Source organism: Anaerosporobacter faecicola, assembly GCF_012070565.1.
In the GTDB taxonomy this organism is placed as follows: Bacteria; Bacillota; Clostridia; order Lachnospirales; family Lachnospiraceae; genus Anaerosporobacter; species Anaerosporobacter faecicola.
In genome coordinates, this window is sequence record NZ_JAAQRO010000049.1 from 55,939 (window position 1) to 74,733 (window position 18,795).

14 protein-coding genes and 1 tRNA gene are annotated in these 18,795 nt (G+C 34.5%); 12 read left to right on the forward strand and 3 right to left on the reverse strand.

Annotated features, from left to right (window positions below):
* Positions 1 to 137 precede the first annotated feature (137 nt).
* The 4 genes from HBB17_RS18775 to HBB17_RS18790 all read left to right on the forward strand — a co-directional run bounded on the left by HBB17_RS18775 (position 138) and on the right by HBB17_RS18790 (position 7,397).
* Complete coding sequence (locus HBB17_RS18775) at positions 138 to 1,418, forward strand: hypothetical protein (protein ID WP_167959027.1); 1,281 nt, start codon at positions 138 to 140, stop codon at positions 1,416 to 1,418.
* A 164-nt stretch (positions 1,419 to 1,582) separates the two neighbouring features.
* On the forward strand, positions 1,583 to 2,866 hold the full coding sequence (locus HBB17_RS18780; RefSeq protein WP_167959028.1) for a hypothetical protein: 1,284 nt from the start codon (positions 1,583 to 1,585) through the stop codon (positions 2,864 to 2,866).
* Positions 2,867 to 2,878: 12 nt separating this feature from the next.
* A complete protein-coding gene (locus tag HBB17_RS18785) occupies positions 2,879 to 6,145 on the forward strand; it encodes a DUF5704 domain-containing protein (protein ID WP_167959029.1) in 3,267 nt (1,088 codons plus the stop codon).
* A gap of 310 nt (positions 6,146 to 6,455) precedes the next feature.
* Positions 6,456 to 7,397: a DUF5688 family protein gene (locus tag HBB17_RS18790; RefSeq protein WP_167959030.1), complete on the forward strand. Its 942-nt coding sequence runs from the start codon at positions 6,456 to 6,458 to the stop codon at positions 7,395 to 7,397.
* A gap of 320 nt (positions 7,398 to 7,717) precedes the next feature.
* On the opposite strand, the gene HBB17_RS18795 is transcribed toward HBB17_RS18790, so the two are convergent.
* A tRNA-Arg gene (locus HBB17_RS18795) sits at positions 7,718 to 7,791 on the reverse strand.
* A 620-nt stretch (positions 7,792 to 8,411) separates the two neighbouring features.
* On the opposite strand from HBB17_RS18795, the gene HBB17_RS18800 reads away from it, so the two are divergent.
* From HBB17_RS18800 to metA, 4 genes are all read left to right on the forward strand, one after another.
* The gene (locus HBB17_RS18800; RefSeq protein ID WP_167959031.1) at positions 8,412 to 9,230 is read left to right on the forward strand and encodes a hypothetical protein; all 819 of its coding nucleotides are present in this window, start codon (positions 8,412 to 8,414) and stop codon (positions 9,228 to 9,230) included.
* Between the two features lie 318 nt (positions 9,231 to 9,548).
* Positions 9,549 to 10,277: a 23S rRNA pseudouridine(2604) synthase RluF gene (rluF, locus tag HBB17_RS18805; protein ID WP_167959032.1), complete on the forward strand. Its 729-nt coding sequence runs from the start codon at positions 9,549 to 9,551 to the stop codon at positions 10,275 to 10,277.
* A gap of 234 nt (positions 10,278 to 10,511) precedes the next feature.
* Positions 10,512 to 12,473 (forward strand): NAD-dependent DNA ligase LigA, encoded by a 1,962-nt coding sequence (gene ligA / locus HBB17_RS18810; protein WP_167959033.1) that lies wholly within the window; start codon positions 10,512 to 10,514, stop codon positions 12,471 to 12,473.
* A 133-nt stretch (positions 12,474 to 12,606) separates the two neighbouring features.
* Positions 12,607 to 13,512 carry a homoserine O-acetyltransferase MetA gene (metA, locus tag HBB17_RS18815; RefSeq protein WP_167959034.1) on the forward strand — a complete coding sequence of 302 codons (906 nt, stop codon included), beginning with the start codon at positions 12,607 to 12,609 and terminating at the stop codon, positions 13,510 to 13,512.
* 196 nt (positions 13,513 to 13,708) lie between these two features.
* On the opposite strand, the gene HBB17_RS18820 is transcribed toward metA, so the two are convergent.
* Entirely contained in the window at positions 13,709 to 13,879 is a 171-nt protein-coding gene (locus tag HBB17_RS18820; protein ID WP_167959035.1) for a hypothetical protein, read from the reverse strand.
* A gap of 903 nt (positions 13,880 to 14,782) precedes the next feature.
* Here HBB17_RS18820 and HBB17_RS18825 point away from each other — a divergent pair.
* From HBB17_RS18825 to HBB17_RS18840, 4 genes are read left to right on the forward strand one after another with little or no spacing between them, the layout of a single operon-like run.
* A complete protein-coding gene (locus tag HBB17_RS18825; protein ID WP_167959036.1) occupies positions 14,783 to 15,004 on the forward strand; it encodes a helix-turn-helix domain-containing protein in 222 nt (73 codons plus the stop codon).
* Positions 14,991 to 16,043, forward strand: a complete 1,053-nt coding sequence (locus tag HBB17_RS18830; RefSeq protein ID WP_167959037.1) for a DNA cytosine methyltransferase — start codon at positions 14,991 to 14,993, stop codon at positions 16,041 to 16,043. Before HBB17_RS18825 ends, HBB17_RS18830 begins: the two co-directional genes overlap by 14 nt.
* An 11-nt stretch (positions 16,044 to 16,054) precedes the next feature.
* Complete coding sequence (locus HBB17_RS18835) at positions 16,055 to 17,134, forward strand: DNA cytosine methyltransferase (RefSeq protein ID WP_167959038.1); 1,080 nt, start codon at positions 16,055 to 16,057, stop codon at positions 17,132 to 17,134.
* On the forward strand, positions 17,124 to 18,620 hold the full coding sequence (locus HBB17_RS18840) for a hypothetical protein (RefSeq protein WP_167959039.1): 1,497 nt from the start codon (positions 17,124 to 17,126) through the stop codon (positions 18,618 to 18,620). Before HBB17_RS18835 ends, HBB17_RS18840 begins: the two co-directional genes overlap by 11 nt.
* On the opposite strand, the gene HBB17_RS20385 is transcribed toward HBB17_RS18840, so the two are convergent.
* On the reverse strand, positions 18,597 to 18,795 hold a 199-nt coding region (locus HBB17_RS20385; RefSeq protein ID WP_207717380.1), incomplete at its 5' end, for a hypothetical protein. The two genes, HBB17_RS18840 and HBB17_RS20385, sit on opposite strands and share 24 nt — an antisense overlap.

Here is an 18,795-nt window from a genome sequence, read left to right on the forward strand (position 1 = left end):
ATTTAATTAGAGTAACAATAATTGTTTTGATGTACTATGAAAAGCAAGGGCAATATTTCATTTGGTTAGAAGTGAAAAAGTGAATAAAAAGGTTAAAAGGCATGAAAATACAAGTGAGCTTACATGGAGGAATTCGTTTGAAAAATAAGTGTAAAGGAAACATTGGAATTATTCTGTTACTTGTACTTACAATTCTGGTAATACCAAAACAAGTGGCAACTGCAACAACCAAAAACATTACAATCGAGCAGTATTTTGAACTACTGATCAAAGCTATGAACGTTACGGTTGATACGACACAAGATAAACCCTATATTACGGCAGCGATGAAAACAGGCTTATTAGAAACAGAAAATGAATTTACATATGAAAAAGAAATGACAAGAACAGAGTGTGCGGTACTTACAAATCGGGCGGACATATATCTTAATGGAAATGAAGTAACAAAACTATATGAGAATATTGTAAACCTTAAGAGAATATCGGATTTAAGTAACATAATGAAAAATTACCGAGATGATGTGGTACAAGTATTTGGGAAAGGAATCATCATAGGTTATACAAATGGAAAATGCACCCAGGATCGAGAATTTAGAGGAAACAATACAATAACCCATAGTGGTGCAAAAGCAGTTATTAAAAAACTTGTTAATAAGAAAAAAAGAAGTGTGATGTCACCAGATGGTCAACTAACAAGGACCACGAAGTTACCAGTGAATGCGAAGGAGTTTGATTATATATTGGCAAGTTTTCCGAATAGTTTTTATTTGATGAAGTTTAGATATGAAAGAGTGAAAAGTAATTCAAAATTTGTACTATATGAAACTTATTGTCCCCCAGTAGAAATGAAAAACGATAAAGCTTATAAAGGTACAGTACAAGAAAATAGGCAGATGTTAGATAAGTATTTATACTATTGGTGTGATATTGTAAAAAAGAATCTTACATACCGGCTAAATGTAAACTATAAGAAAATTAATGATAAATGGGTAGAGAAATTATGTGCTACTTATAAAAATGGTTCAGTTAGTGATATAAAAAGATATGTTAGTGACATGAAAAAAAATAAGGTTATTATAAAGTCAGAAATTATCTCAGTAGAGCCTTCATCGCTATATAGTAGTATGGGAACATATGTAAGAGCTTTTGTAAAGTTTAAAGTAACTAGTGCAAAAAATATAAAAGATAAACTTGTTTATGGTGACGTTTATTTTAAAAATCTTGAAATGGATCAATGGCATGAAGGTTATTATGATATTGAGATAAATGGCAATACATACGGAGATGGTAGTGAATATCGGGTTAGTTCAGATGCATTAAACGACTACTTTCAACAATATAAAACAAAAATATTAAAACCTACATTTAATAAAAATGGTGATGAAGATTTTCCCGATGGTTATTATTTTTGGAAGTAGGTGTTTATGTATTTTGAAATTAAAGTACCTATGTTTCAAATTGTCATGAATAGTAATGCGGAAGGGGTGTGATGATTAAAAATATGATTTAAGCAGTTATTTAATATCATAGTAAAAATGAAAAAAAGTATTTATAAATTAAATTACATGGAGGAATTTATTATATGAAAAATATGTGTAAAAGAAACATTGGAATTATTCTATTACTCGTAATGACAATTCTGTTAATACCCAAACAAGTGGTAACTGCAGCAACCAAAAACATTACAATCGAGCAGTATATTGAATTATTGATCAAAGCTATGAACGTTACGATTGATGCAACACAAGAAAAACCGTATATAGCAGCAGCAATCAAGACAGGCTTATTAGAAAAAGAGGATGAATTTGCTCATGAAAAAGAAATGACAAGAACAGAGTGTGCAGTGCTTACAAATCGGGCGGATGTATATCTTAATGGAAATGAAGTAACAAAACTATATGAGAATATCGTAAAACTTAAGAGAATATCGGATCTAAGTAACATAACGAAAAAATACCGAGATGATGTGGTACAAGTATTTGGGAAAGGAATCATCATAGGTTATACGAATGGAAAATGCACCCAGGATCGAGAGTTTAGAGGAAACAATACAATAACCCATAGTGGTGCAAAAGCAGTTATTAAAAAACTTGTTAATAAGAAAAAAAGAAGTGTGATGTCACCAGATGGTCAACTAACAAGGACCACGAAATTGCCAGTGAATGCGAAGGAGTTTGATTATGTATTGGCAAGTTTTCCGAATAGTTTTTATTTGATGAAGTTTGAGTATGAATTAGGAAAAATGAGTTATAAACCTAAATTAGGGGAAACTTATTGGACACCAGCAGAAGCTAAAAACAAACCAACATATAAAGGTACTGTTGCACAAAGAAGGGAGATGCTAGATAAATATCTTTACTATTGGTGTGATGTAATTAAAAAAAATCTTACATATCGTCTAAATGTGAATTATAAAACTATTGATGATACATGGTCAAAAGGTTTATGTGCTACTTTTCAAAATGAGTCATTAAGTAATATCAAAGAATATATAAAACAAATAAAACAAAATAAGGTAATAATAAAATCTTCTATAATTTCTGTTGAACCGTCAACATTATATTATGGTACAGGTGCATATATAAGAGTATATGTGAAATTCAAAGTTACTAATGCAAAGAACATGAATAATAACCTTATATATGGCCGTATTTATATGCCAAACCTTAAATTAAATAAGTGGCACGAGGGATATTATGATATTCAAATTAATGGACATACATATGGAGATGGAAGTGAATATTTAGTTAGTTCAAGTGATTTAAATGATTTTTGGGGGAAACAATATAAAACAAAAATACTAAAGCCTTCATTTAACAAAAAAGGGGATGAGGATTTTGTTGATGGATACTACTATTTTAAATAACGGAGGTAGTAATTGAAAAAAAAGTGTTTAATCTTTATTTGTATTATATTAATTATACTAATCAGCTGGACTAACATAATACCTGTAAGTGCTAATGATTCTAACAATGCAAATGTTTATTCTGAAGATGGTTACATACAGTACATAACACTCGATACAAAAGCGTTAGATCCAAGTAGACCAACGTGGGGAAATACAGGATTTGTAATACGATTAGATTATGTTACAAGTTGTAATCCACTAAAAGATAAAAAGTATGCAATTATACGGTTTAATGATGAGGGTGTAGACAAAAAAGTTGATGATTTGGGTGATGGAAAGAAAAGAAGCACCTACACCATCACCGAAAAAGCTCTACGCAAAGCACTACGAAACTCAAAATATGGGAATTTAGAAGAAGAGTTTGATGAATTGATTGAAAAAAACAAACCAATTTATTTAAACGGTATCTTTCAAGTTTACCACGGTGGAGTAAAGTATGGCCCAGAGATCTTTACGTATAATGGTGGCTATGACAGTAATGGTAAATATCGAAAAGGTATTTATACTGCTGAAGGTTGGCGAGATCCAACTACATTTGGTCAATATTTTAATATTAAGGTACAATATGAGCCTGGAACACATCCAGTAAGTATTGAATATCGAACGCAGTACAATGAGTTATTGTATTCCAAAGACTTGGAAAAAGTTAAAACCGGAACAGAAGTTAAAGCTCCAACATTTCAAAAAACATATAAAAAAAATGGATACACATATGAATTGTATCGGAGTTATTATATTAATTTATCAAGTCCTAATGAGACGAAAGGAAATAAAAAATTAAGCAAAGGGGATAGCATCGAAGCAGTAAGTAAAAGAACAGCGAAAGTTAAGAGCGGTGGGCTAAAATTTGTTGCCATGTATAAATTAAAAGGGGAAGAGTTGGAAGAAGTACCCGCGGATGAAAAAGAGGTTGAGTTTGAGGAACCAGAACCTACGGCAGTTATCAAAGCTGATCAAAGAGGAAGTGAACAGTTTAATGTAAGTGATGGAATCCCTACAACAGAGGATTTGTACGTTAATGTATTTACAACTGATTATCTTGTCAGTTATCGATTTATTAAGAAAGTTGGTATAAAAAAAGTACCTGTAAATGTTGAAAAAACTTATACATTAAAATGGGATAAGGAAATAAAAGAGAAAGATCCAGATACGGGAGAAGATGTGATTACGTATGAACCACAGTCAAGTACGGAAACTGTGAATGTTACAGTTGATTTAGAAAGGGCATATGGATACTGGAGAATTGAGCAATTAGATGTTTTTGCATTAACAAGTGCTGAGGTTATGAATAATGCATTTCCTGGAGATTGCATTACCATTAATGCGGAAGGAGTAACATTACCGGAGATAACGTATAAAGTAGATAAAGCGTTAGATCAGCATGTATTTCTACCGAAAGATATAAAAGATAAGTATGTTTTGCCGGCCGCTGAGATTATTGGAACTACATCAAAACCTGATATACCAGAGGAAGATTTGTCAGCATACGTTAATGGTGAAGTTGGTGAACTGATCGTACAGAATGATAAATTGGTCTATAATGGAAAGACAATTATGACTGATGAACAAACGGAAAAGGAAGGCATTGCCCCTGATAATATAGAACAAGGGAAAATGATTACGGAAAATACGCTATACAAATATAACATTACCATACCGAGAGAGAAGGCAAATGATTATTATCAATCGAAAGGGACAGTGAAATACACATCGGGGATACATATAGGAAAAACATCTACAATAAATGAAATTGTATATGATATTGGTGGCATAAATGATGTTGTCGTACATACACCCACAGTTTGTAATGCTCAACTAACGGATCTGAAACCATATAACCAAAGAGTAATTCCAGAAAAGACACGAGCGTCTTTAATCTTAGATAAAACATTTCAAATATATCTTCCTACAACAGGAAATCACAATGATTATCTAGGCTATGGTACCCGAGACTATGGAAAATACATGGCGGGAAGAGAGGTAAAGTTTCCATTTGACGTTTATTGTGGAACACAATATATAGCTGCCAATACATGGGTTAATATCAGTGCGGATACGACTGCATATTATTTACCAACGTGGGTAGCAGAAGGAAACTACACAATTGAATTTCGAGCACCAGCAATTAATAGTGAAGCCAATAATACGAATAGTGAAATGTATGCCAATTATACATTGTCGAATTACGTTGCTATAGATACGATTGATGTAAATGTCAGCGGCAGAATCTACAACTTACAAATCTACGACATCACTGATTATCCAACTTGGCAGGACGTATTTCGGAATAAGAACTCACTTACCCTGACAGGAAATACTTATACTGTTGGAACCAATGACCAGAATGGTTTGTTCACAGGGAGATTAGAGAAATATACATTTCCTTTAGTTAATGGAAGTCATCCTACGTATGAAACAATAGGCGCAGTAAAGCTAGGGTATGGTACGAGGTTTAAGTTTACAACCATCGGAGATTTGTATAACAACGACCAAGTCAAGATTGTTCCAAGGTTTTACTATGTTGATGCAAAGGGGCAGAACAGACAGGAGGTTGATCTGTATTATACGGAAACGTATGAGAATCAGAGAAACTATCTGGTCAAAGTCGGCAGCGCAAGAGATAAGCGGAATATGAAAATCGGGACCTTGGGAAGCAAATATTGGCAAGTGCCTGATATAGAAATCGCAGCAACTTGTTATGCAACAGGGAAAACAATGAAGGAGGTACGAGCGCAACAAGAGAAGCTATTTTCATTTGGAGGTATTACGATAAGCAGTGCATTTCGAACATTTTGTGGGACAAGCAATTATACCCCAACGAAGACGATACCAAGTACGGTTGACCCTAAGATCGTTATACAATCCGTACAGACTTGGTATGGGGAGTACTATTTACCAAGCGAGGTTCATGTGTTACCAAAAGGATATGATTTGGAGAAATATTTCATCACACATGATCGGGTGGATTTTACAGAAGATATGTGGTTGAAGAATGGCTATATTATTGTAAATTTTGAAATTATAACCTATCAGGAGGGAAAGGAGGAAGGACACTTAAGTTATATCAATAAAGAAAATGCGCTTGCTGGCTATTGTAATATGTGGGATTTGGAGGGGGCTCCTTTGCGTAAAGTAGATGTAGAAGGAAATGTCTTCGAGTTCAAATATGGGGATTACTTATTGTATTATACAGAACGATCAGCAGCGAAGGATTACAGGTCGGGAGGAACGCATTAGCAACCAATAAACTAGCAATAAACAACAGTATTTATTAAGCAGTAATTAACATTAGATATTTGTTGGCTATAACATTTAGCAGAAAGAATAGTTAGTAGCAACAACATTAGCAGTAACACATTAATAGCAATAACATTGACGGAATCAGAGACGAAATCAGAGACGGAATCAGAGACGGAATCAGAGACAGATTCAGAATCAACATAAGAAACAGCATAAGAAACAACAGTAGCAGCAACATAGTAGTCGCAATAATATTAATAGATATAGCAATATCTACAGAAATAACATTTATAGAGATGGAGGTCACATGGAATATAGTGAATTTATTAAGCAGGTCAAATCTTGCATAGAGCAAAGAGCTTCAATAGGGTATCAGGTACAATTACATACCATTATGAAGAATAATGATGTGGAACGGATTGGTTTGGTACTTGTGAAAGAAGGGGCGCGTGTAACCCCAACAATCTATCTGGATCGATATTATGGACGTTACAAAAGAGGAGAAACACTGGAGCAATTGTGTTCAGAGATGTACGATCTACGAATTATGACAGAGCAAGAGGAAACAATGGAAACGCTGACTGCTAACATGGATCTTGCAGCTTGGGAGGATAAGATTATTTATCGACTGGTCAATCGAAAGAAGAATCAAAAGCGTCTACAGAATGCACCATTTATGCAGTTCATGGATTTGGCAATCACCTTTCATTGCATAGTACGGAATTCCAATGATGAGATTGGATCATTTCAGATTACAAGAGAGTTGATGGAACGGTGGAATCTTACCGTAAAGGAATTGTATCAATACGCTGGTAGCAATACACCAAAATTCTTTCCTGCTAAGATTAATACGATGGAAGATGTGTTACAGGAGTTGATGAGTCCTGAGGAATATCGAATGATAGTAGAGGATGAAGAAACTAAAGATGTGCTATGGCAGCAGACAGAGGAGGAAGAAAGAAGTTCTCCGAAAATGTATATCCTGACAAACTCCAATGGAATCAATGGAGCAAGTGCTTTGTTGTATCCGAAAGTAATAGAAGAATTCTCAAATAAAATCGAAGCAAGTGTCTATATACTACCAAGTAGTATTCATGAAGTTATTCTAGTTCCCTTTCAAGAAGATATCGAAAAATCTCAATTAATCCAAATGGTAAATGAAGTGAATGAAACACAAGTAGAAAATGAGGAAGTTCTTTCGTCAAATGTGTATTTTTATGACATAAAACAGAAGGAATTAAGCTATTAATTGCCGAATTGAATGCACAACAACCATGATTTAGAAAGTGTAATTCGATTCCTGTTTGACAATATTGAAAAGTTAACTTTTACAAAAAGATTAGTGATACTATGACTACAGATGTTAGAAAAATAGATGTCAATGTTAAGAAAGTAGAAGTTTGGAGTAAGTTAGATTTGCAAAGTATAGCCTCTTGAATAAATAGAGTAAATATTTATTCAAGAGGCTATTTTTATGCAAGATAAAAAATAGCCCTAATGTCAGCATTGGTGTAGGTTCATCGCACCCCAATACTTGACACAGAGCCTATTTTATAAGAACAAAGCGTATGCACCTAACAGGATTCGAACCTGCGACCCTAGGCGTCGGAGGCCTATGCTCTATCCAGCTGAGCTACAAGTGCAAAACATTACATGTCCGTAACACAGATATTATACTTGATAAAACATCGATTGTAAAGTTCGGATTTAAAAATATTTTGTAAGCAACTAATATATGGAAGGCTGAAAAGTTTCATTTATTTCTTGTTAATACATAAGTAGATTTATCATTTGTAAACGAATAAATCCGAAACATTGGAAAACCGTACATTTGCGCTAAAAATAAATGTTTGACAGGTCAATCTGTCACGTTTTCTCAAGTGCGTTCTGACCGTTTTCTACGAAAATAGAAGTATCTCTAATTATATAGAAGTTATCCGCTCGATCTATTTTTTGAAACGCGAAGTTTAGGTAAATTATACGAGATTGACAGAGGGTATGTTACGTGTAGAGTTGAAAAAACACATCAAGAGGAAAAATATTAGTCACATTACAAATATGTAAAGAGTGTTACGGAAATGTAAAGCAATAAGAGGAGAATGTTACGAAAATACGAATTATTAGGTTGATTTTTAAGTATGTTTTTGCTAGAATGATAGTTGGATACTATAGATAAAAATGTAAATATATAGGAAAAGAATACGTAGACAAACCGAATGAATAGATGATTTTTGACTGCATTAGGCAGAAAAAGGAGAAAATAATGAAATTAAGATATAAAAAAATGGTATTAATCATATCAATGAGTGCAATGGGAATCGGAATGATCACCCTTTCTTTAAGTAAACCAAAGGACAAAAAGAAAGAGGCAACTCCTGTAACAGTTACAACAGATGTAACAGAAACACAAAATCCTACAGAACAAACAGCAGCCAATGTGATTGAATTAATAGGACAACCAGCTGATGGCGAGTTACGAATGGACGCTTATCCAGCAATTAGCGAATTGGTGCAAAAGTATATGACTGCAAAAGTAAATTGTGATTATGAAACAATTCGTACATTAGTAAGTGATGCAACTGTTATTAATGAAGATGATCTTCGTGCAAAATCGGAGTATATTGAAGATTATAAGAATATTGCATGTTATACATTGAATGGATTAACAGCAGATTCTTTTGTTGTTTATGTTTATGAAGATTTAAAGATTTTAAATGTGAATACTTTAGCGCCAGGAATGACAAGACTATATATTAAACTTGACGAATCTGGTAATCCTTATATATATCTAGGTGCAGTTGATGATGATACACAGAAATTCATTGAAGATACTGCTACGAATCAAGCAGTAATCGATTTGATTAACACAGTTAATACAAAATTAGACGAAGCTGTAACAAAAGATGCAGAATTGAAGAAATTTATCGAGGATCGTTCCAATGCAGATGCAGCAACTGATGATGCAAAAGCAGATAATACAAAATCAGAAGATAAGAAGAAGGAAGAAACAGACTCTAAGGATACTTCTTCAGACAAGAAATCAACGGATAAAGAAGAAAAAGATTCTTCGAATAATAACTAGTAGCTTGAGAAATTAGTTATTTAAAGAATTAGTATATAAATAGGAATTGGTAATTTTAGAAGAACTAGTTTTTGATAGTAATTATTAATTAAATTTATTTAAAAGAGATTTTTTAAAGTAATGAACTTAATTTGAAAGAAATATGAAAGAAATATTGAAAGAGATTTTGAAAGAGATTTCAAAAGTAGTTTGTTTATTTTAAGAAGATATATTTTAATGAATAGTAGAAAAGAATGAATCATTAAACAACTTTTTGCTATAAGAATGAGTAATTTAATGAGTAATGTAATTAGCAATTAGAAACGTATAGGTATAAGAATGAAAGAAAAACCAGTTATAGAGAAAGATGTACAGGAAGGAGTCCGCATCAACAAATACCTTAGTGATTGTGGAGTCTGTTCCAGAAGACAAGCGGACCGTTATGTGGAAGAAGGGCGTATCCAAATCAATGGCAAAGTTGCCGTTATGGGAACGAAAATCTTCGAAGGAGACGTTGTCAAAGTGGATAACAAGGTTATTCAAAAAGAAAAGGAGTTTATTCTTCTTGCAATGAACAAACCAAGAGGAATTACATGTACTGCACAAAAGGAAGATCCAGATAATATTGTGGATTTCTTGAATTATCCGAAACGGGTTTATCCTGTAGGGCGGCTAGATAAAGATTCTGAGGGTTTGATTTTACTGACGAATGATGGAAGTATTGTTAATAAGATTCTGAAAGCAAGTAATTATCATGAAAAAGAATATATTGTTACGGTGAACAAACCCATTACTCTTGATTTCTTAAAAGGTATGAGAGAAGGAGTTCCAATTCTTGATACCGTAACGAGAAGATGCGAGGTAAAACAGGTGAACAAATTTACCTTTACTATCATTCTTACCCAAGGGTTGAACCGACAGATCCGTCGCATGTGCGAGTATTTTGGATATCGTGTAGTGTCCTTACAGCGCGTACGAATTATGAATATCAAATTGGGCAAACTGAAAGTAGGCACATGGCGTAAAGTAACGGAACAAGAACTACAAGATTTGTATAAGCTTATATAAAATACCAAGCTGAATTGAAGAATAACCATTTAGCTTGGTTTTTTTCGCTTATGATTATGTATGGAGATTCATTTTGGGAGAGATTTTGAATAGCCAGACGCAGTTGATTCATAACGTTTTCAATGTGTGAAGTAGTTTTAAGGGCTTTTAAACCTTAACTAGTACTTACTATTAATGATAGATTGCGCGATGGGATGTAGACATTAAAAAAATCGCAGAAAGGTATGGTAGACCATGAGTGACAAATTACAGGAGATCAAACAACGTGTTGATTTACTAAATCAAGCAGCAAAGGCATATTATCAGGAAGACCAAGAAATTATGTCAAATTTTGAATATGACAAATTATATGATGAGTTAGTGGCATTAGAGAAAGAGACTGGAATCATATTGTCAAACAGTCCCACGCAGAATGTTGGGTATGAAGCCTTGAATGAATTACCAAAGGAACGTCACGAATCACCGATGCTGTCTCTTGATAAGACAAAAGATGTGGAAGTTTTACGGGATTGGCTTGGTGATCAGGAAGGTTTGTTATCATGGAAATTAGATGGATTGACTATTGTCCTTACTTACCAGGAAGGTAAACTTGTGAAAGCAGTCACCCGAGGAAATGGGGAAGTAGGGGAAGTTATTACGAACAATGCAAAAGTATTTCGTAACATACCACTTACGATTCAGTATAAGGGTACCTTGGTATTACGTGGAGAAGCCGTGATCAAATATTCTGATTTTGAAAAAATCAATGCGGAAATTGAAGAAGTAGAAGCCAAATACAAGAATCCAAGAAATCTATGTAGTGGTAGTGTTCGTCAATTGAATAATAAGATTACCGCCCAGAGAAATGTACATTTGTACGCATTTACCTTAGTAAGTGCGGAGGATGTTGACTTTAAGAATTCCAGAGAAGAACAGATGCTTTGGTTGAAAGAGCAAGGGTTTGAGACGGTAGAGAATAAAAGAGTTACAGCAGAGACAATCGCAGATACCGTAAAATGGTTCTCCGAACAGATCGTAACCAATGACGTCCCTTCCGATGGTCTTGTTCTTCGTTTGGATGACATCGCTTATGGAAGGTCTCTTGGAATGACTGCCAAATTCCCTCGTGATTCCATTGCATTCAAATGGCAGGATGAAGTGAAGGATACGAAGCTAATCGACATCGAGTGGAGTGCATCTCGAACAGGACTGATTAATCCAGTGGCAATCTTTGAACCTGTGGAATTGGAAGGAACGACGGTTAGCCGTGCCAGTGTTCATAATGTCAGTATCTTAGAAGCCTTGGAGCTTGGAATTGATGACACCATTCAGGTTTATAAAGCCAACATGATTATTCCACAGATTGCAGAGAACGTAACCAGAAGTGGAAATGTAGCGATACCGAAAGTCTGTCCAGTCTGTCATGGAGAGACGCAGATTAAGCAAGAAAATGGAGTGAAATCCCTCTACTGTATCAACCCAGAATGTTTGGCGAAGAAAATCAAATCCTTTACGCATTTTGTTGGACGTGATGCGATGAATATAGAAGGACTATCAGAGGCTACTATAGAGAAATTGATCGCCAAAGGAATGATTAAGGAATTAGCCGATCTGTTCCATGTGGAGAACTATCAGGAAGAAATCAAGACGATGGAGGGCTTCGGAGAAAAATCGTATACGAATCTGATCGCCTCCATCGATAAAGCAAGACATACTACGTTAGCCAAATTCATCTATAGTTTAGGTATCCTTAATGTAGGGCTATCCAATGCCAAGTTAATCTGTAAAGCATACAAGAATGATCTTGATGCAATTAGACAAGCAACTCCACAGGATCTTGTAGAGATTCAGGGAATTGGTGATGTAATTGCGGAAACATTTGTAGGATATTTTCGAAAAGAAGAGAATAAGAAAATTGTGGATGATTTGTTAGCAGAAGTAACATTTGAAGAGGAAGTGGTGGATGAATCCAGCCAGATCTTTGCAAATATGAACTTCGTTATCACTGGGTCGGTAGAGCATTTTGCAAATCGAAATGAAGTGAAGGAATTGATTGAACAAAAGGGTGGTAAGGTAACAGGATCGGTTACATCGAAAACGAATTATTTGATCAATAACGACAATATGTCCAATTCCTCCAAAAATAAAAAAGCAAAGCAATTGAATATACCAATCATCACGGAAGAAGATTTCATCCACATGTTAGGGAGGGAATAATACCATTCCCTATGTTGATTTTAATGGACAATCGTGTTAGAATTGTGGTTGTGGCTGTAAAAGATAAGTTGTTGAGAAACGAACACAGTCACAGTGAATAAAGGAAACCTGCATTTGCAGAAGGAGGTATATCATGCCTATCAAAGTACAGAAAAATCTTCCTGCTAAGAGAATCTTAGAGGATGAGAATATATTTATGATGGACGAGAATCGAGCTGTCTCTCAGGATATCAGACCACTTCGAATTGCAATTCTGAATCTAATGCCATTAAAAGAAGATACAGAAGTACAGTTATTACGATGTTTATCCAACACCCCATTACAAGTGGATGTGACTTTTTTAACGACCAAAACTTATGTAAGTAAGAACACGGCAGCAAGCCATCTAGATAAATTCTATCAGACATATGATCAGGTACAGGACCAACGATACGACGGACTGATCATCACAGGAGCACCTGTGGAACAATTAGACTTCGAAGAAGTCATCTACTGGAATGAATTAAAAGAAATCATGGAATGGTCCAAGACCAATGTAACGTCAACCCTACACATCTGTTGGGGTGCACAAGCTGGCCTTTACTACCATTACGGAATTCATAAACACATCCTGAATGAAAAATTATTTGGTGTTTTCAAACACCAAGTTTGCAACCGTAAAATACCATTAGTACGTGGATTTGACGACTATTTCTATGCACCACATTCCCGTTACACAGGTGTCAGCAAAGAAGACATCTTAGCATGTGGCGAGCTAGATATTCTGGCAGAATCCGAAGAAGCGGGAGTATTCATTCTCGTATCAAAAGATGGCAAGAATGTATTCATAACTGGTCACCCTGAATACGACCGCGTTACACTAGACAGTGAATACAAGCGTGACATCTTAAAAGGCATTGAAATCGACATGCCATTAAATTATTATCCAGACAACGATCCGAGTCAACGTCCAATTTTGTCTTGGAGAGGACATTCGAATGCGTTGTATACGAATTGGTTGAATTATTATGTATACCAAAACACTCCGTACGAATGGTAGTAAAGTGCTTGAAAACACTAGATTTACTGGGCATTTGATGGATTGTTGAAAATTTACAAACTATCGTAAATTATCGCAATTTGGTACAAAATATTATAAAAATGGTACATGAAATGGTACATGGATAGCAAAGAAATGGTACATGGAAACTTAATATAAGCCTACACAAAAAGAAGGCGAGTAACTTTGGATTTAGTTACTTGCCTTCTTTTATTTCGTTATACTTTTCTAGCAAATGTTCTTCAATCAATATAGCGACTGTATCGCTAACATTTCTTCTTTCTTTTTTTGAAACAGTCTGTATTATATCAATTTCTTTCTCAGTAAGAGAAATAGTAATCCGTCTTTTTCCGTCTGGTAATGCCATAATGATTCCTCCTATCTATAGAGGAATTATAACACTGATGTATAACTTGAGTAAAGTGGAATAGATACTACTACCATTATTTACATGTGTACACTAGTGTCACACCACGATATAATGCGATTGCTATATTGAGTGTCACACCAGTGATGCATCAACTGTATGCCGTAACAGTATAAAAACGTAAAAGGATTGGTCACCCACCGCAAAAATTAACAAGAGAACGTCGTGAGATGTTCTTGGACCCGGTTCACTTTATATTACACTTATATAAAGTGATGACGTAAGTCCTATTGAAAGAGCCTGAGGATGTTGAATCTGCGGATATGTTATATCTTAGCCTGAAAGGGTAGTAGACCGCTGAGTAATTATCTCACGTCTATGGATAAAGAGGTTGGTGTTAGGTTTGTAATTATTTGTTTTACTAAAGGATATGTATAGAAAGTACGAAAGTATTGACTGGAAGGGCAAAGAATCCAGTTTTGATATGCAATGTAGCTGAATTTCTACATACTAAAGTGTTGTGTGCGTTGTCGTGTCGTAAACGTCAGTCTGAAAGCGGTAATGAGCATATGTTATTTTAGAGAAATTTAAGCATAACTCTATCTTTTTTTGCATTTTCTCTAGGATAACTATATGAATTTTAGAACTGAGACGGTAATTATGCTTCGTCTTTTGTTCTATAGTCAATATAAAATATGAATGTTACAAATATAGTAAAAATATCGAAAAGTACGCTTATATTGTAACAACATAAACAATGTTAAGAATATGTAATGGAATTAGAATGAGCAGTATAGTGAAATATTTATTAGATAATGGTAAAAATGCTGTTTGGCAAAAAAAAAATTTACTTAAAGAAATGTATATGATAAAATAAATGTAAAATTGACATTAGGAGGAGCTATGGGGTATTCATATAATAAACTTTGGAAGAGGCTGATTGATTATAATATGAACAAGGTGACACTTCGTGAGAAGGCGGGGCTAAGCACAACCACATTAGCTAGGTTGAGTAAGAATGAAAAAGTTTCACTCGATGCTATAGCTAAAATATGTGATACGCTTGAGTGTAATATTGGTGATATAATGGATTATGTAAGAGAGGATAAACATGACAACAAGTAAAGAAAATAATCAGGAATATAATATTATTGATTTGTTTAGCGGTGCTGGTGGATTTCATATTGGTTTTGAACAAGCAAATTATAATGTGAGACTATGTATTGATAATAATGACTTAGTTGAAAGAACACATAACAGAAATTTTCCATATATACCTTTCATTAATAAAGATATAAGGGAAGTAACATCCGAGCAAATTAAGAAGTATTATCAAGGTGAATTGGATATTATTATAGGAGGACCACCATGTCAGGGGTTTTCTACCATAGGAAAACGAGTGTCTTCTGATCCAACGAAACGAGAAAAACATGATCCCAGAAATGAGCTTGTTTTAACGTATTCAAGATTAATTAATGAATTAAAACCAAAGTTTATTGTCATGGAAAATGTAAAAGGAATACTTACTTTAGATGGTGGAAAATATTTGGAGAATGTTCTTTCTGAATTAAGAAAAGCAGGGTATAACGTTGATTATAGACTAATTAATATGGCTGATTATGGTGTGCCACAAGTCAGAGAGAGAGTAATAATTCTAGGTAATCGAGTAGGTTTACCAGTCGAGTTTCCGAAACCAGATCATTCTAATGATCCAAATGATGATTTGCCAATGTGGAATGGGTGTTGGGGAGTTATTAGTGATCTTGCCAATATGGGTGACAAACGCGAATTCAATCATGTTGCATTAAAGCATACTGAAAAAAACATTCAACGTTATAAACTTATTCCAGAAGGTGGAAGATTACCAGAGAATGATTTGCCACCAGAATTGTATAGAAAGAATTTTGGTAATACCTATAAACGTCTTGATAGAAAGAGACCAGCATTAACAATGGTTCCTGGAAATGATGCATTTCCTATTCACCCGACTTTGAATAGAAGTCTTACCGTAAGAGAAGCTGCTAGAATTCAAACGTTTCCAGATAAAATAATATTTGAAGGAAACAGAAGGCAACAAGGTCATCAAGTCGGAAATGCTGTACCACCAATGTTTTCTAAAAAACTAGCAGAGTTTTTGAAAGAACAGCTCAATAAAATGAAATAGGAGTAAAATTGATGAACGCAATAGATTTATTTTCAGGTGCTGGAGGATTGTTGTTAGCATTGAAAGATGCGGGGTTCAAGGTGCTTTTTTCGAATGAAGTTAATAATAAATTTGTAGGAACGCATTATTATAATTTCCCGGATATACCTTTGGTTGAAAAAGATATTAGAGAGTTTACTAATGAAGAAATTAGAGAGAGATTAAATTCGAAAACGGTTGATTTGGTAGTAGGTGGGCCGCCTTGTCAAGGATTTTCAATGTTTGGAAAACGTCGTTTTGTAAATACTCAGGGATATAATCCTCAAGATGATCCAAGAAATCATCTAGTATATGAATATATACGTGTTGTTGAAGAAACGAAACCTAAATTCTTCTTTATGGAGAATGTAAAGGGATTTATGTCATTAGATAAAGGTCTTTTTGTAAAAGAAGTAATCCATAAATTTGAAGAGTTGGGATATAAGAATATATGGGTGGATGTAGTTTGTGCTGCTGATTATGGGGTGCCTCAAGAACGATATAGAATGTTTATGATAGGAAATCGTATGGGCATTGACTTTGTCCCGCCTGAAAAAACTCATTTTCCTCCTTCGGAGGATAGATATCCTCATTATATGACAGTAGGAGATGCAATTATGGATTTGGCTGACGTTGAACCAAATTCTGTACCTAATCATATTCCATTGAATCACAAGCCAGTTGTTGCAGAGAGAATGAGTTATGTCAAAGAAGGAGAAAAACTTGATATTGATACATTACCACCTGAACTATTAGCAGTTACTAGGAGTGGATCAAAAACAGGAAAAGTTTCAAATTATAGTCATGTTTATAAGAGACTTGACAGAAATAAACCATCTATAACAATGGTTCCTGGACATAATGCTTTTCCAATACACCCGACTTTGAACAGAACATTAACCGCCAGAGAGGCGGCAAGAATACAAACATTTCCAGATAATCATGTGTTTTTTGGAAATAGACAAGATCAATGTATTCAAGTTGGAAATGCTGTTCCACCTAAGATGGCGGAACCTTTTTTGAAGAAAATTTATGAATATATTGAAAAAGGGGGAATCATAGATGAGTCATGATACTCATGCAGCATGGGCTTGTGCTGAAGTTGCAGAATTAATTATGGATTCCCAGGCTTCCTATTTTGGAAGCTTGGGAACACCTCTTGGGTGGTCCGTATACGCAGGTAGAGAAGGTAATAGACAATGGCCATTAGCAGATGGTGTGATATTAGCTGAAAATACCACTGCAACTGATGTAAAAATTGCATTGGAATTTAAAAGACCAAATGAAGGGGTACATGGTGTCCTTACAGCATTAGGACAATCATTAGCTTATTTAGAGAAGGGCTATGATGCATCTGTCGTTGTTATACCAGAAATGTATACTTCACATAAAACTCCGGGACAACATTTAAAGAGGATATTAGATTCTACTGCATCAGATTGTGCTGTAAGTGTATATACATATTCAGAGCCAGATACATCAGCACTTAAACCATTTCATGGAAAGATAAATTGTGTTAGAGATATTTCTATTCCTTCCTGTAAAAAAGTGACTTCAACAGGTGGGGTAAGCAGTGGTAATGTATCTACATTATGGGCTCATGTTAGAGAAGGAATGAGTTATCCAGATGCTTTCTACAAATATTGCCTAAGTGTGCGTAAAGTATGTATAAATGGTGAAGATTTAAGTAATATACATGTTCCAAAAGATCTAGTAGATGCAGTTAAAAGAATAGATCCAAGTGCTGATCTGTACAAATACTTATCCAATACACCTGGGGACACTTATTCAGATATGACATGGAGAAATACATGGTTTAACTATTATTTTTGGAATGACTTAATGCCATTATATTCAACTAAGGTACCATATGTAGTTAATGCTAAGAGTACTCAAATACTAAAAAATGATACTGAGTATGCAAATTTGTTCTCGGGTCGAGCTGATTCTATCAAGGAAAAGTTAGTAGATAAATTAAACAAAGGAACAATTACTGAAGATGAAGCATGGGAAGAATATGCTAAAAAGATTAGAAAAGATGCTCATAGCTACAGAGAGGTTATTGATTCAGGATTATTCCACATTGGTTTTCTGCAAGATGATGGATCTTTAACAACTTTAGGATTTAAGTATTTAGAAGCTTGTGAAAGAGTATCTTCATCAAATAAGGGGATACCACTTGAAATATTAAGAGCATCAGTACTTGAAAATGGTCAATTTGCAGCATTCTTTCATTATATTTATCAATTATCAAGTGAAGAGTTTAGTACAAATAATTTTGCGTTTACAACTATAAATTCTGCAGGCAAATATGTCTTTGATTCCAAGCAGTATTTAAGTTGGATTGATGATAAGTTTAGAAATGATTTACATATCTCGAAAAGTTCTACATTGAGAGCTGGTGGAACGAGAACACCATTTCAGGCTGAGATTTCTTTTTTAAAGAAATTAGGATTCATTAAAGGAAGTGGCAAGAGAACTGATTTTCGTATTGGTTTAGGTTTAGATATTGATTGGCCTAAAATACAAAATAGTCTATTGTATTTTCAGAGTATCTAAAAAATCCCCATAGACCTGATATGTACCCCCTTTACTGGACAACACCAGTGATAGTGTCAAATGATTTATGAAAAAAATGAGCAAAGAAAAAAGGCTCAGATGAACCTTGAAAATTGCAGATATTATAGGTTGTGGTAGCTTGCCGCCACCCTTGACAGCACGAAAAAGAACTGCT

Bases quoted from the DNA above. Each gene is read 5' to 3' on its own strand.
- HBB17_RS18780 (WP_167959028.1), top strand. From the start codon at position 1,583: ATGAAAAATATGTGTAAAAGAAACATTGGAATTATTCTATTACTCGTA.
- HBB17_RS18790 (WP_167959030.1), top strand. From the start codon at position 6,456: ATGGAATATAGTGAATTTATTAAGCAGGTCAAATCTTGCATAGAGCAA.
- HBB17_RS18800 (WP_167959031.1), top strand. From the start codon at position 8,412: ATGAAATTAAGATATAAAAAAATGGTATTAATCATATCAATGAGTGCA.
- rluF (WP_167959032.1), top strand. From the start codon at position 9,549: ATGAAAGAAAAACCAGTTATAGAGAAAGATGTACAGGAAGGAGTCCGC.
- ligA (WP_167959033.1), top strand. From the start codon at position 10,512: ATGAGTGACAAATTACAGGAGATCAAACAACGTGTTGATTTACTAAAT.
- metA (WP_167959034.1), top strand. From the start codon at position 12,607: ATGCCTATCAAAGTACAGAAAAATCTTCCTGCTAAGAGAATCTTAGAG.
- HBB17_RS18820 (WP_167959035.1), bottom strand. From the start codon at position 13,879: ATGGCATTACCAGACGGAAAAAGACGGATTACTATTTCTCTTACTGAG.
- HBB17_RS18825 (WP_167959036.1), top strand. From the start codon at position 14,783: ATGGGGTATTCATATAATAAACTTTGGAAGAGGCTGATTGATTATAAT.
- HBB17_RS18830 (WP_167959037.1), top strand. From the start codon at position 14,991: ATGACAACAAGTAAAGAAAATAATCAGGAATATAATATTATTGATTTG.
- HBB17_RS18835 (WP_167959038.1), top strand. From the start codon at position 16,055: ATGAACGCAATAGATTTATTTTCAGGTGCTGGAGGATTGTTGTTAGCA.
- HBB17_RS18840 (WP_167959039.1), top strand. From the start codon at position 17,124: ATGAGTCATGATACTCATGCAGCATGGGCTTGTGCTGAAGTTGCAGAA.